This is a genomic window from Planomonospora algeriensis (genome assembly GCF_977012225.1).
The window spans coordinates 1-14,015 of the sequence record NZ_CDRNDK010000139.1 but is presented as its reverse complement, the minus strand read 5'-3'; the positions used below and the strand labels follow the sequence as shown (position 1 = coordinate 14,015).

General features: G+C 71.9%; 12 protein-coding genes. 6 read left to right on the top strand and 6 right to left on the bottom strand.

Annotated elements, in window-relative coordinates:
- The 3 genes from ACWJ6R_RS16465 to ACWJ6R_RS16455 form a co-directional block, all read left to right on the top strand.
- Positions 1 to 1,212 (top strand): aldehyde dehydrogenase family protein (locus ACWJ6R_RS16465; RefSeq protein ID WP_449063060.1); only part of this gene is annotated, 1,212 nt, incomplete at its 5' end.
- 152 nt (positions 1,213 to 1,364) lie between these two features.
- Positions 1,365 to 1,619 carry a hypothetical protein gene (locus tag ACWJ6R_RS16460; RefSeq protein WP_191892978.1) on the top strand — a complete coding sequence of 85 codons (255 nt, stop codon included), beginning with the start codon at positions 1,365 to 1,367 and terminating at the stop codon, positions 1,617 to 1,619.
- 201 nt (positions 1,620 to 1,820) lie between these two features.
- Positions 1,821 to 3,740 carry a S9 family peptidase gene (locus ACWJ6R_RS16455; protein ID WP_449063059.1) on the top strand — a complete coding sequence of 640 codons (1,920 nt, stop codon included), beginning with the start codon at positions 1,821 to 1,823 and terminating at the stop codon, positions 3,738 to 3,740.
- Between the two features lie 145 nt (positions 3,741 to 3,885).
- Here the strand turns inward: ACWJ6R_RS16455 and ACWJ6R_RS16450 are convergent, their stop codons facing one another.
- Genes ACWJ6R_RS16450 through ACWJ6R_RS16430 form a run of 5 tightly spaced genes read right to left on the bottom strand, consistent with a single transcriptional unit; the run spans position 3,886 to position 9,252 of the window.
- The gene (locus ACWJ6R_RS16450) at positions 3,886 to 4,881 is read right to left on the bottom strand and encodes a LacI family DNA-binding transcriptional regulator (RefSeq protein WP_449063058.1); all 996 of its coding nucleotides are present in this window, start codon (positions 4,879 to 4,881) and stop codon (positions 3,886 to 3,888) included.
- Positions 4,878 to 6,317 (bottom strand): GH1 family beta-glucosidase, encoded by a 1,440-nt coding sequence (locus tag ACWJ6R_RS16445; protein ID WP_449063057.1) that lies wholly within the window; start codon positions 6,315 to 6,317, stop codon positions 4,878 to 4,880. Before ACWJ6R_RS16445 ends, ACWJ6R_RS16450 begins: the two co-directional genes overlap by 4 nt.
- Positions 6,314 to 7,225 carry a carbohydrate ABC transporter permease gene (locus tag ACWJ6R_RS16440; protein WP_449063056.1) on the bottom strand — a complete coding sequence of 304 codons (912 nt, stop codon included), beginning with the start codon at positions 7,223 to 7,225 and terminating at the stop codon, positions 6,314 to 6,316. Before ACWJ6R_RS16440 ends, ACWJ6R_RS16445 begins: the two co-directional genes overlap by 4 nt.
- Positions 7,222 to 8,193, bottom strand: a complete 972-nt coding sequence (locus ACWJ6R_RS16435) for a carbohydrate ABC transporter permease (protein WP_449063055.1) — start codon at positions 8,191 to 8,193, stop codon at positions 7,222 to 7,224. Before ACWJ6R_RS16435 ends, ACWJ6R_RS16440 begins: the two co-directional genes overlap by 4 nt.
- 30 nt (positions 8,194 to 8,223) lie before the next feature.
- Positions 8,224 to 9,252 (bottom strand): extracellular solute-binding protein, encoded by a 1,029-nt coding sequence (locus tag ACWJ6R_RS16430; protein ID WP_449063061.1) that lies wholly within the window; start codon positions 9,250 to 9,252, stop codon positions 8,224 to 8,226.
- A 755-nt stretch (positions 9,253 to 10,007) separates the two neighbouring features.
- Between ACWJ6R_RS16430 and ACWJ6R_RS16425 the strand changes: the two genes are divergently transcribed.
- Both ACWJ6R_RS16425 and ACWJ6R_RS16420 read left to right on the top strand, forming a co-directional pair.
- Entirely contained in the window at positions 10,008 to 10,745 is a 738-nt protein-coding gene (locus ACWJ6R_RS16425; protein WP_449063054.1) for a maleylpyruvate isomerase family mycothiol-dependent enzyme, read from the top strand.
- Between the two features lie 119 nt (positions 10,746 to 10,864).
- The gene (locus ACWJ6R_RS16420) at positions 10,865 to 11,113 is read left to right on the top strand and encodes a hypothetical protein (RefSeq protein ID WP_449063053.1); all 249 of its coding nucleotides are present in this window, start codon (positions 10,865 to 10,867) and stop codon (positions 11,111 to 11,113) included.
- A gap of 114 nt (positions 11,114 to 11,227) precedes the next feature.
- Here ACWJ6R_RS16420 and ACWJ6R_RS16415 read toward each other — a convergent pair whose 3' ends face one another.
- Positions 11,228 to 12,421 (bottom strand): ROK family protein, encoded by a 1,194-nt coding sequence (locus tag ACWJ6R_RS16415; RefSeq protein WP_449063052.1) that lies wholly within the window; start codon positions 12,419 to 12,421, stop codon positions 11,228 to 11,230.
- Positions 12,422 to 12,690: 269 nt separating this feature from the next.
- On the opposite strand from ACWJ6R_RS16415, the gene ACWJ6R_RS16410 reads away from it, so the two are divergent.
- Positions 12,691 to 13,908, top strand: coding sequence for an ABC transporter substrate-binding protein (locus tag ACWJ6R_RS16410; protein ID WP_449063051.1), 1,218 nt, complete (start codon positions 12,691 to 12,693; stop codon positions 13,906 to 13,908).
- Positions 13,909 to 14,015: the final 107 nt, after the last annotated feature.

Below are 14,015 nucleotides of genomic sequence, written 5' to 3'. Positions count from 1 at the left end.
GCTGCTGCGCCGCGCCGCCGCCCGGGTCAGGGAGCACGCCGACGGCTCGCCCGGCTGGTGACGGCGGAGATGGGCAAGCCGCTGGCGGACGCGCGGGGCGGGGTGGAGGCCGGGGCCGGCACCCTGGAGCAGTACGCCGAGCTGGGCCCCCTGCACGGCGGGCGCAGCCTCCAGGGCGGCTGGGGCGCGACCGACCTGATGGTCCGCGAGCCGCGCGGCGTCGTCGGCGTCATCACCCCCTGGAACGACCCGGTGGCGATCGCCTGCGGCCTGGTCGGCGCCGCGCTGGTCACCGGGAACACCGTGGTGCACAAACCCTCCGAGCGCACCCCGCACACCGGCGCCCGCCTGGTCGAGCTGCTCGCCGGGGACCTGCCGCCGGGCGTGCTCACCATGGTCGCGGGGGACCGGAGCGCCGGTGCGCCGCTCGCCGCCCACCCGGACCTGGACCTGCTCGCCCACGTGGGCTCCACCGCGGCCGGGCGCGAGATCGCCGCCGCCGCCCGCTGCCGGGTGCTGCGGGAGAACGGCGGCAAGGACCCGCTGATCGTGGACGCGGGGATCGATCCGAAATGGGCCGCCGAGCAGGCCGCCCTGGGCTGCTTCGCCAACGCGGGCCAGATCTGCGTCTCCGTGGAGCGGATCTACGTCCACCGCTCCGTCGCCGAGCCGTTCACCACCTCCCTCGTCGCCGCGGCGGAGGCGCTGCGCACGGGCCCCGGCCTGGATGAGGCGACCACGCTCGGCCCGCTCGTCGACCGCAGGCAGCGCGAGACCGTGCACGAGCACGTGCGCGCGGCGGTCGCCGCGGGGGCGCGCCTGCTGGCCGGCGGCCGGATCCCCGACGGGCCGGGCGCCTTCTACCCGGCCACCGTGCTGGCCGACTGCACCGACGACATGGCGGTGCTGCGGGAGGAGACGTTCGGGCCGGTCGCGGCGGTCCGCGTCGTCGAGGGCTTCGACGAGGCGCTGGCCCTGGCGAACGCGGGGGAGTACGGCCTGGCCGCCACGGTGCTCACTCCCTCGCTCACCCACGCGCAGCGGGCCTGGCGCGAGCTGCGCGCGGGCACGGTGAAGGTCAACGCGGTCTTCGGCGGGGCGCCGGGCGGTGCGGCGCAGCCCCTCGGGGCGAGCGGGGAGGGCTTCGGGTACGGCCCCGAGCTGCTCGACGAGATGACCCACACCAAGGTCGTGCACATCGCCGCCCCTTGAGCCGCCCCTTGAGCCGCCCCTTGAGCCGTCCCCTGAGCCCCCCTGAACGGTCCGGGCCGTCCGCGGGTTGGGAGATTCCAGTAGCCGGAACGTGACCGCGGGCGTACGGTGAGTGCGCGAAAACCACGCCTCACTCCCCACAGGAGTCGCCCATGGGCACTTCGGACGGCCGGGTCCTCATCATCATCGTGATCGCGTCGATCGCGTTCTTCGTCGGGAGGCGCTTCCAGCGGACACGGGACACGTGGGCGGGCTGGGGGAGTGCGATCAAGGACGCGAAGACGGCGGCGGACAAGATCCCCAAGGCCAAGGCGGACGCCTGGGCCGCGGTCCGGGGCATGCTCGCGGTCGGCGTGGTCGTGCTGATCTTCTTCGCGGTGGTCGTGAACGCGCTGCGGTACGGCTGAGCGCCCCGGCGCTCCGCCGACCGCGCGTTGCCGTCCTGGACTCGGGGCCGGCATCGGCCCGCGCTACCGATGGTCCCGGACTTGCGACCGGCTCGGTATTCCAGCGCAAAGATCATCCCTGGCGCGCATGCGCGACATCCCGTGTCCCGTTACGGCAGGATGTGCCGGTGCCTCTGATGACGGAACGGAAGGGTACGCCGCATGAGTGAAGGCGCACCGCGGCCGACCGCCGAGCTGATCGTGGACGGGGCCGTGCCGAGATCTCCGGTGATCTCCCCGGACGGCACCCGGGTCGCCTACGTGGTGGCCTCGTTCGGCCGGGGCCGACTCCCGGTCGGCGCGCTGTGGGTGGCCGCCGCCGACGGAAGCTCGCCTCCCAGGGAGCCGGCCCCCGGTACGGCGTGCGAGGGCGTCCCACGCTGGGCGCCGGACTCGGGGTCGCTCTTCTTCCGGTCGGGTGGCCGGCTGCACCGGGTGCGGCTCGACGGTGGTGCCCCCGAGACGCTGACCGCCTGGCGAGGCGGGATCACCGACCACTGGCCGCTCGCCGACGGCGAAGTGGTCGCCCTGATCGCCGAGGACGAGCCGAGCCGGGAGGACGAGCGGCGCCGGACCGAAGGGGACGACGCGACGGTGTGGGAAGAGCGGGTGCCCACAGGCCGGCTGTGCCTGCTCGATCTGGGCACGCGCGAACTGCGAACGGTGGACGGCCTCCGCGACCGGCACGTCGTCGAAGTGGTCCAGCGACCGGACGGTGGACCCTTGGCGGTCATCAGCCGGGCCTGCCCGGAGATCGATCCCGGCACGTTCACCGCCGAGTTGCACGTGGTCGATCCCCGCAGCGGCGCGATTCACGATCTCGGCCGGATCGAGCCGGAGGCGCGCTCGCCGATCTGGTGGAGCGTCCACGGTGTCTGGCGGGTGGCCTACCTGGCGATGCCCCCTCCCGCGCTGGTGGACGGCTTCGCCGTCTTCGACGTCGCCGTCCCGGCGGCGGGCGCCGCGGCCGGGCATCGCGACCTGACCGCAGGCATGACGGTCTGCCCGACCCACCTGGCGCAGGTCGCCGACGGTGCGCCTCTGGCGCTGTTCGCCGACGGCCTCGACACCGCGATCCACCGGCTCGATCCCGGCCTGCAACGCTTCCGGCGGGTGTCCACGCGGAGCGGCCGGATGGATTCACTCACGGCGAGCCGCTCGGGTGAGGCGATCGCCGTGCTGGCGGGCACGGCCCACGAGCCGAAGAACGTCCATGCCGGCCCGCCCGGCGGCCCACTGGCCCGGCTCAGCGACACCAGACCGGAACTGCGCCGGATCACGTGGGGCACCCAGGAACGTCTCTCCTACCAGGCCGGCGACGGGCTCGACCTGGACGGACTCCTGATCCTGCCGGCCGGCAGGTGCCGGCGGGACGGGCCCTTCCCGCTCGTCACCCTGGTGCACGGCGGCCCGTACGACCGGCACGCCGACGAGTTCGACGGCGGCTCTTTCCCGTCGGCGCAGTGGCTGGCGACCGCGGGATACGCGGTCTTCCTGCCCAACCCCCGGGGCGGCCAGGGGCACGGCCACGCGTTCGCGACGGCGGTCGCGGGCAGAGTCGGCCTCGACGAATGGACCGACATCGTCAGCGGGATCGACCTGTTGATCAACGACGGGGTGGCCGATCCGGACCGGCTCGGCATCGGTGGATGGAGCCACGGCGGATTCATGGCCGCGTGGGCGGTCGGGCAGACGGACCGGTTCAAGGCCGCGCTGATGGGCGCGGGGATCAGCGACTGGGGGATGCAGGCCGCGACCGGTGAGCTGGGGGCCCTGGAAGCCGGACTGGCCGGCAGCCGCGGCTGGGAGGGACCCGGCCCGCACAGCCACGACCGGCTCAGCCCGATCTCGTTCGCCGCGGGGATCCGTACCCCGGTCCTGATCCTGCACGGTGAGGACGACACGAACGTTCCGCTCGGTCAGGCGGTGTTCTTCCATCGGGCGCTGCGCCGTTTCGGCGTCGAGCACGAGTTCGTCGTCTATCCGCGCGAGGGGCACTCGATCAGGGAGCGCAACCACCGGGTCGATCTACTCCGGCGTACTCGCGGGTGGTTCGACCGATGGCTCGGCGAACCGGGGTGACGGCGAGGTCCTCCGGCCGCCGGCGGGGCCTGGGCCGGTTCACTTCACAGCGCTCCGGTCAGCCGGGCCTCAGCCGCCGCCCGCCCTCGGGAAAGTACCGGAACTCATGATCGGTCCAGTCGCCCGGAGGCCGTACGGCGGGAGGTCAGGCCGACTCGCGCACCACCAGCTCCGCGGGGAGGATCACCGGGTCGGCGGGACCGCCCTCCAGCAAGGCGAGCAGCAGGCGGGCGGAGGCCGCCGCCTGCTCGCCCATGGGGCTGCGCACCGTGGTGAGCGGGGGATCGGTGTAGAGGGCGGCCTCGATGTCGTCGTAGCCCACGACGGCCACGTCGTCGGGGACCCGGCGGCCCGCCTCGCGCAGCGCCCGCAGGGCGCCGACCGCCATGAGGTCGTTGGCGGCGAACACCGCGTCCAGCGCCGGGTCGTCCCGCAGGAGCTGGCGCATGGCCTCCGCCCCGGAGATCCGGGTGAAGTCGCCGATGGCGGCGATCGACCGGCTGCCGGTGCCGCGCAGCGTGTCGCGGTAGGCGGCGAGCCTGTCCTGCGAGGCCGGCATGTCCGGCGGGCCGGAGATCGTGGCGATCCGGCGCCGGCCCTGGTCGAGCAGGTGCCGGACCGCCTGGGCGGCGCCGCCGAGGTTGTCGTTGTCGGCGAAGGGCACGTCCACCGGGGCCGTGAGCCTGCCGTGGGAGACCATCGGCAGGCCCAGCCGGGCCAGCGCCGCGGGCAGCGGGTCGGACCCGTGCATCGACACGAGCATGACGCCGTCCACGTGCCCGGCCGAGACGAACCGCTGCACGCGCCGGTGGCTCTCGGCCGAGCCCGCGATCATCAGGACGACCTGCTTGCCCGCCGCCTCCAGTTCGCGGCTGGCGGCGCGGACGACCGCGGAGAACATCGGATCGTCCGAGACGAGCCCGGCCGGCGGATCGGAGACGACCACAGCGACCGCGTCCGTGCGCTGGGTCACCAGGCTGCGGGCCGCGGGGTTGGGCACGTAGCCCAGCTCCTTGACGGCCCGCAGCACGAGGTCGCGGATCTCCGGCGTGACCGTGTGCCGGCCGTTGACGACCCTGGAGACGCTCGACTTGGACACTCCGGCCCGGGCGGCGACCGCCTCCAAGGTGGGTCGTTTCATGCCTGTCCGAGCACTCCGTTCCGCTGGATGACGTCGCGGTACCACAACGCGCTGTCCTTGAGGGTCCGCCGCTGGGTGTCGAAGTCGACGTGCACGATCCCGAACCTCCGGCGGTAGCCCTCGGCCCACTCGAAGTTGTCCAGCAGCGACCATACGATATAGCCGCGCAGGTCCGCGCCGCCCTCGATCGCGGCGTGCACGGCGCGCAGGTGGCCGTCCAGGTAGGCGGTCCGGCGGGTGTCGCGGACCCGGCCGTCCTCCTCCACGGTGTCGTCGAAGGCCGCGCCGTTCTCGGTGACGATCAGACCGACCTCGGGATAGTCCGCCGAGAGCCGGAGCAGCAGCCGGGAGAGCCCGGTCGGCACGATCGGCCAGCCCATCGCGGTCAGCGGCCCCTCCGCCGGGCAGAACCGCACGTCCTCGGTGCCCGGCCAGGCCGGGTTCGCCGGCTCGCCGGGGCCCGACTCCACCACACAGGGGTTGTAGTAGTTGATCCCGACCAGGTCGATCGGCTGGCGGATGGTCTCCAGGTCGCCGTCGGCGAGGTGCCCGAGCCCGCCGTGCCGTTCGACGATCTCCAGCACCTCGGCGGGGTACTCCCCGCGCAGCGCCGGGTCGAGGAACTGCCGGGTGAGCAGCGCGTCCACCCGGCGCACCGCCTCGGCGTCGGCCTCCGCGACCGGGGCCGAGGGATCGGCCACCTGCGCGGGGGTCAGGACCGGCGCGGAGTTGACCACCAGGGAGATCTCCCGGGCACCGGCCGCGCGCAGCGCCCGCGCCGCCAGGCCGTGGCCGAGCAGCAGGTGGTGGGCGGCGCGGAAGGCGGCCGCAGGGTCCTGCTCGCCCGGCGCGTGCACCCCGGAGGCGTAACCGAGGAAGGCCGAGACCCACGGCTCGTTCAGCGTGGTCCAGTGCGCGACGCGGTCGCCCAGCCGGGCGTGCACGAGCTCGGCGTACTCGGCGAACCGGTACGCGGTGTCGCGGTCGGCCCAGCCGCCGCGCTCCTGCAGCGCTTGCGGCAGGTCCCAGTGGTAGAGCGTCGTGTACGGGGTGATGCCCGCCGCGAGCAGCTCGTCGACGAGCCGGTCGTAGAAGGCGAGCCCCCGCGGATTGGCCGGGCCCGTGCCGTCGGCCTGGATCCGGGGCCAGGCCACCGAGAAGCGGTAGGCGTGCAGCCCCAGCTCGCCCATGAGCCGCACGTCCTCGGCGTGGCGGTGGTAGTGGTCGCAGGCGACGTCGCCGGTGTCGCCGTCGGCCACCTTGCCGGGCGTGTGGGAGAAGGCGTCCCAGATGGACCGGCCGCGGCCGTCCTCCTTCGCCGCCCCCTCGATCTGGTAGGACGCCGTCGCGGCGCCCCAGACGAAGCCCGCGGGGAAGTCCGCCCGCCCTCCGGTGAGGAGCGAAGGCGCGGTCCCCCGAGTGTTGACGACGGTCATCCTTTGACGGCTCCTTGCATGATTCCTCCGATGATCTGCTTGCCGAGCAGGCCGAAGACGATGACCAGCGGCAGCGTGCCGAGCGCGGTGCCGGCCAGGCCGAGCACGTAGTCGTTGACGTAGCCTGCGGCCAGCGTGGACAGGGCGACCTGGACCGTCGGGTTCTCCGGGGTCAGGACGACCAGCGGCCAGAAGTAGTCGTTCCAGGCCGACATGAAGGTGAGCATGCCGAGGACGGCCGCCGCCGGGCGGGCGACGGGGAGCACCACGTGCCAGAACAGGCCCCAGGTGGTGCAGCCGTCGACCCGGCCGGCCTCCAGCAGCTCGGTCGGCAGCGCCCGCGACAGGTACTGCGTCATGAAGAAGACGCCGAACGCGTTGACCAGCGCGGGCACGATCAGCGCGTACAGCGTGCCGGTCCACTCCAGCTTCACCATGAGCATGTAGAGCGGGATGATGCCGAGCTGGGTCGGGACCATCATGGTCGCCACGGTGAGCAGCAGCAGCGCGTTCCTGCCGCGGAAGCGCAGCTTGGCGAAGGCGAACCCGGCGAGGGTGGAGAAGAACATCACCGCCAGGGCGATGGACCCGGCCACGATGACGGAGTTGGCCAGCGCCAGGGCGAAGGGCACGGTGTCGAAGACGCGGGCGACGTTGGCGAAGAAGTTCCCGCCGGGCACCAGCGGGGGCGGCACGTCCGCCAGCGCCGCGTTGTCGCGGGAGGCCACCACGACGCTGTAGTAGAGCGGGAGCGCGGAGAAGAACGCCACCGCCAGCAGCGTGAGGTAGGTGAGCCGGCGGGCGCCGTCGAAGCGGCGCCGGACCGTTCCCGCAGGCGCCTTCGGCGCCGGGGACGCCGGAGACGCCGGAGACGCGGTGGACGCGGTGGACATCGGCTGGGCGGTCACGTCAGACCTCCCTTCGCGCGGCGGGTGAGCAGGTAGTTGACGCCGGCGACCAGGATGATGAAGAGGAACATCATCCAGGAGATGGCCGAGGCGTAGCCGAAGTCGAGCCGGGTGAAGTTCTCGTAGATGAACAGCGAGAGCGTCTGGTACTGCCGGTCCACGCCGCCGGTGACCGTGTAGGAGCCGAACAGCAGCGGTTCGGCCAGGACCTGCATGGCGCCGATCGTCGAGGTGATGACGACGAAGACGATCGTCGGCTTGATCATCGGGATGGTGATCCTGCGCAGCTGGGTCAGCCCGCTCGCGCCGTCGAGGGTGGCGGCCTCGTACAGCTCGCGCGGTACGGCCTGCATCGCGGCCAGGAAGATCAGCGCGTTGTAGCCCGTCCACCGCCACATGATCATGACGGAGATGGCGGCGTGCGAGGTGGCCACGCCCTCGTTCCAGGCGACGCCCCCCACCCCGAACCAGGAGAGCATCCAGTTGATCATGCCGAAGTCCCGGCCGAACAGCTGGCTGAAGATGACCACCACCGCGACCACGCTGGTCACGTTGGGCAGCAGCAGCGTGATGCGCAGGAAGGTCTGCGCCCGCAGCGGCCGGTTGAGCAGGTGGGCCAGCCAGATGGCCAGCAGCAGCTGCGGGGCCGTGGACAGCACCCCGATGGACAGGGTGTTGAAGGCGGCGTTCCAGAAGTAGTCGTCGGCGAGCAGCGTCCTGAAGTTCTCCAGGCCGACGAAGGCGTGCTCGTCCTCCAGCAGCGTCCACTCGTGCAGGCTCACCCAGGCGGTGTAGGCCAGGGGGAAGAGCCCGAAGGCGGAGAACAGCAGGAAGAAGGGGGCCACGTAGGCGTAGGGCGAGGCCTTGGTGTCGAGCTGGTGGACCAGGTGGCGGCGGAGGCCGCGGCGGGCCCGCACCGGTCTGCCCGGTGGGGCGGCCGCCGGGCGGTCCGGTGCGCGCGTGGCCATGGCGGCTCCTCTCGGAGACTCGGGTACGGGTTACTTGATCTTCTCGACGTCCTTGAGCGCCTGCGCCCAGGCCTCGTCGGGCTTCTGCTTGCCCTGCTCGATCCGCTGGAGGCCGTCGCCGAAGGCCTTGAGGATGTCACCGGCCTTGGGGCCGACCTTCTGCGGCTTGAGCGCCTTGGCCGCGTCGGTGAAGATCTTCCCGATCGGGGCGTTGCCGAAGTACGGGTTGACGAACTCGGCGACGGCCGGGTCGTCGTACAGCTCGGGCAGCGAGGGCAGCGCGCTGGCCTCCTTGAAGAGCTTGATCTGGCTCTCCTTGCTGGTCAGCAGGTCGATCAGCTCGGCGGCCTCCTTGGGGTGCTTGCTCTGCTTGGGGACCATCAGGTGGGTGCCGCCCTGGTTGCCGCCGCCGCCGGGCACCGCGGCGATGTCCCAGGCGCCCTCACCGGGCTTCTGGTCCTTGATCGTGCCGGTCTTCCACGCGGGGCAGACCATGGTGGCGAAGCTGCCCTTGACGATGCCGGTGTTCCACGGCGGGGTGAAGGCGGGGAGCTTGGCGGACAGGCCCGCGTCGATCATCTTGACGGACAGGTCGAAGGCCTTCTTCACCTCCGGGTTGGTCCCGGCGATGACGTTGTACTGGTCGTCGTAGTAGCCGGTCGGGGCCTGGTCGACCATGGCGCGGAAGTGCTCGCCGGGGCCGTCGGTGAACTTGGCGCCGGGCACGTTCGCGGCGGTGAACTTCTTGCCCGCCTCGATGTACTGCTCCCAGGTCGGCCAGAGCGCCGAGACCTCGTCGCGGCCGGTGGGCAGGCCGGCCTTCTTGAACAGGTCGGGGCGGTAGCACATGGCCAGGCCGCCGACGTCGGTGCCCAGGCCCATGAGGGAGGAGCCGTCGTTGGAGACGCCCTGCTGCCACTTCCAGTCGAGGTACTCGCCCTGCCGCTTGTCGAGGCCGAACTGCTTGAGGTCGTGGAACTTGCCGGGGTTGGGGGTGAAGGCGCCGACGTAGCCGCCCTCGACGGCGACGACGTCCGCGGCCCCGGCCCCGGTGGCCAGCTGGGTGATGAGGTTGGTGTGGTGGTCGTTGAACTGCGCGCGCGCTCCACGATCTCCACGTTGGGGTGGGTCTTCTTGAACTCCTCGTACAGCGGCGCGTAGTGGAAGTCGCTGAACAGCGCGACGGTCAGCTTGACCTTCTCGGCCGGCGCGCCGGAGCCGCCCGCGGAGGTGGTGCCGGCGTCGGTGCCGCCGCTGCCGCAGGCGGCCACGCTCGCGGTCAGCGCGACCGCGGCGAGCATCGGGGCGAGGGGGCGGAGCTTGCCCATGGAACCCTCCCAGGGTCCTTTGAATGATCGTAAAGAGAGCGCTCTCTGGAGAGGTTGTTCTCTCTCGGGTCCCATGTCAACGGTCTGGCGCATAACGATCGCCGTTACCAGGCGACTCCAGAGCCTCCCGTTGAGAGAGCGTTCTCTCACATATCTCCGTATAAGAGCAGGTCAACTGCCATCTCTGGTGAAATCTGGGTGATCGGGGGAACGCTCCCAGAAACGGGGAGATCGTTTCCGGGAGGAGCGTGGATCGTTGCAGGACGGTGAGCCGTACGCTTGACAACTCTTCGGAAGGCGGGGGAACCTCTGCTGCGAGAGCGCTCCCTGATTCGCCGCCCGCCGTCTGGCGGGGTGTCGCGCGCCCGCCTCGGAGGTCCGGTCGCGTCCACCGGTGAGAGCTCCGGCGGCCCGGCCCTTCCCCGGGCCGCCGGTCCCGCCCCGGGGTGCCGTTCCGCGGCGGTGTCCCGGGGTATCACCGTTGACATGACCAGAGAACCGGACGAATTAGCTCATTTCAATCCATTCGACCTGTTCGACGCCGAGGCGGAGCGGCTGGACCGCCACTTCTCCCGGTTGGGGGCGGAGGCGTGGGACCGGCCCTCCCGGTGCGCCGGCTGGTCGGTACGCGACGTCCTGGCCCACCTGGCGGGGGAGGAGCTGTACAACCACGCCTGCCTGGACGACGACGTCGGCGGGTTCTTCGCGATGCTCGTCCGCGAGGGCGTCGAGGGGGGTCTGGCCGGGTTCAACGACTGGTGCGTACGGCGCCGCCGCGGCCTGCCGGTGGAGGACGTGCTCGCCGAGTGGCGGCACCGCAACGCCGAGACGCGCCGGCGCATGCGCGCGCTCGGCCGCGACGGGGTGCTGCCGACCGCGGCCGGGCCGTACCCGGTGGGCCTGCAGGCCTTCCACTACGCCTCCGAGTACGCCACCCACGCCGACGACGTGCGGGCGCCGGTGGGGGAGGGCGAGGCCGACCACCGGATCTGGTGGCGGACCGAGGTGGGCGTGTTCGCGCTCGCCGAACGGGATCCCGCGGTCCAGGTCGAGGTGACCGCCGAGCGGATCTGGGTGTGCGCGCACGGGGTGAGCGCCCAGGTGCCGGCGCCGGTCTTCGTCGAGGCGACGGTCGGCCGGCTGCCGGACGACCACCCGCTCGACCGGGCGCTGGAGGACGCGCTCGACCGCGAACTCCGCTCCGAACTGCGCTGCCTGGCGTGAGTCGTGGCCCTTTATCCAGTTTTATCCCGCTTTGACGGGTCGTTCGGAGGTCAGCGGGAACGAGAACTGTCCGGCAACCGATCGCGCGGCGGGAGACCCCGGCGGCGAGGAGGCATCCCATGGCACTCATCGAACGAGAATGCGTCCGGCAGCTGCTGGAGTCGTCCGACCCGGAGGCGGCACTGGTCTTCGTCCGCGGGGACTGCGTGGTCCTGCCCGAGGAGCGGATCGACGACGAGCACCGCAGGCTGGTCGTCGCGCGCCGCCGCGACCTGGACCGCTTCCTCGGCGGCGGCACGATCACCGAGGAGCAGGTGGACCTGCTGGCGGAGCGGCTCGACAACGCCGTCCGGGACCTCGGCGCCTGAGGGTTCCCCGCCGGAAGGTTCCCGGGCGGCTGAGGGGCCTCGGACGCCTGAGGGGCCGGGAACGGCCGGCGGGCGGAGCGACCGGGCGGGCCGGGACGACCGGGGGCGGACGGCTCAGCTCGCCGTGGGCTGCGAGGCGGCCGGGGCGGTCCGGCCGAGCAGGAACTCCTCCATCACGAGGGTGGCCGCGCCGAGCGCCACCGCGTCGGGGCCGAGGCGGCCCAGCACGATGGAGGCGGTCTCGTACGGCTGCGCCAGGGAGTTCTCGGCCGCGGCCTGCTTGATCCTGGTGAGCCGGTGCTGGCCCAGCAGGAGCCCGGCCCACCCGCCGATGACGATGCGCTCGGGGTTGAACAGGTTGATCAGGTTGGCCAGGCCGGCCCCGAGGTAGTCGGCCGTCTCGTCGACGACGGGGTGGCCCGAGGCGACCAGTTCGGCCAGGACCGCCTGCTCGTCGACGGTCCCGGCGGGCATCCCGGCGCGCGCCAGGATGCTCTCCGCCCCGATGTAGGCCTCCAGGCAGCCCCGGCCCCCGCAGCGGCAGGCCCGGCCCCGGAACTCGATCTTGGTGTGTCCCCATTCGCCGGCGCTGCTGTTGGCGCCGCGGTAGGTGATGCCGTCGGTGATGATGCTGGCCCCGGCCCCGGAGCCGATCAGCGCGACGATGGTGTGGCGGGTCCCGCGCCCGGCGCCGAACCAGAGCTCGGCCTGGCCCATCGTCTTGGCGCCGTTGTCGACGTAGAGGGGGAGCGAGGTGCCCGCGCGCAGGAGCGTGCCCAGCGGGACCGCGTCCCAGCCGAAGGTCTGCGCGTGGATGAGCGCCTCCGGCCCGCTCTCCACGATGCCGGGCACGCCGATGCCCACGCCGAGGACCCGGCCGGGATCGACGCCGCTGTCGGCCAGGACGGCGTCGATGCCGGACAGGATGTGCTCGGCGACCAGCCCGACGTCGTGCCGGGACGGGTGCAGGGGGTGGTCGGCCTTGGCCCGCTCGTTCATGTCGAGGTCGAACAGCTCGACGCGCACGTGGGTCTCCCCGACGTCCACCCCGATGGCGTAGCCGAACTCGGGGTCGACGCGGAGCAGCACCCGGGGGCGCCCGCCGTCGGACTCGACCAGGCCGGCCTCGACGACGACGCCGTCGGCGATGAGGTCGCCGGTCACGTTGCTGACCGAGGCGGCGCTCAGGCCGGTCAGGCCGGTGAGCTCGTGGCGGCTGGTCGGCCCGGCGAAGTAGAGCGTCCGCAGCAGCACCGCCCGGTTCCCCTTGCGGAGGTCGCGTACCGTCCTGCGTTCGGGCCTGACCATGGTCTTCCTTCCCCCGGAGCTGCGGCCATGTTAGGTCAGGCCGTGAAGTAAGTCATCCGGTGCCTGGCGTCGTGATGCCCCGCCGACTATGCCGGATCCAGGCTCCCGCGGCACGCCGCCCGCCGTGTTATCGAAGTGTTCCCAATCACATTCTATCTTTTTTTAAGGTTTGCACTATGTTGTGAGGAGTCTCCAGGAACGCCTTGAGCTGTGGTGACACGCCGCCGTGCGGCACGCAGCGCACCCCTACCCCCCGAAGGAGAACCACGATGATCAGAAGAACGCGCGCAGCCCTCGCGGTCGCGGCGATGGTGGCGGGTCTCGCGGCCTGCGGGAGCGGCGGCGGTGCGGCGCAGGACGGCAAGACGCTGACGTTCTGGACGTTCCAGCCGCTCACCCCGCAGGGCGGGCAGATCCTGGAGAAGCTCCGGACGGACTTCGAGAAGGCCAACGGCGTCACGGTCAAGCTCGTCCAGATCCCCAAGGACGACTACAACACCAAGCTGGGCACCGCGATCGCCAGCAAGAACGTCCCCGACGGCGGCTACCTCGACCAGCCGCTGGTCTCCCGGTACGCGCTGGACGGCACGATCCTCGAGGTGCCCGCCGGGACGATCGACGAGAAGGAGTTCTACGCCGGGGGCTTGGAGACCAACCGGGTCGGCGGCAAGCTCTACGGAGTCCCCCTCGACATCACCACGGTCGGGCTCTACTACAACAAGAAGCTCGTGCCGGCCCCGCCCAAGACCTGGGACGAGCTCAAGCAGGTCTCCGAGAGCGTGCACAAGGCGGACTCGAAGACCGCCGGCATCGTGGTGCCCAAGGGCGACGGCTACGGCGCCTGGATGTGGCCCGGTTTCGTGGCCGGCGCGGGCGGCACCCTCGTCGACGAGAAGGCGAAGAAGGTCACCTTCGACGAGCAGCCCGCCGTCGACGCCCTGCAGCTCTGGGTGGACCTGCTGAAGTCCTCCCCGCGCAGCGTCACCGACGCCGACAAGGCGTTCGAGAACGGCCTGGCGGCCATGACGATCAGCGGCCCGTGGGACATCTCCACCATCAGGGACCAGTTCCCGGACCTGGACTTCGGCGTCGCGCCCCTGCCGTACAAGAACGAGCCCGCCAGCAACATCGGCGGCGAGAACGCCGTGGTCTTCGCCGGCACCGAGAACGCCGACCTGGCCTGGAAATGGCTCAAGCACCTGACCGCCGCCGACAACAGCGTCGCGCTCGCCGAGGCGGTCGGCGGCTACCCGGCCAACATCAAGGGCGCCGAGATCGCCGCGGCCAAGATGGGTCCCGAGCACGCGGTCTTCATCGAGGCGCTCAAGTCCACGCGCGCCCGGCCCGCCGTGCCGCAGTGGATCCAGATCAACGACGAGATCATCGCCCCGGCGCTGGAGTCGGCCCTCACCGGCAAGGTCGCGCCCAAGCAGGCGCTGAGCGAGGCGGGCGCGAAGGCCCGCACGCTGCTCGGCTGGAACGGCTGACCGGCCCGCCGACGGATCCGACGCGAGAGAGGTAATCCCGTGGCATCTCCGGTGACGGCCGAAAGGCCCACCGCGACGCCCGATCCCGGGCGGCGCCGGCGCCGCCC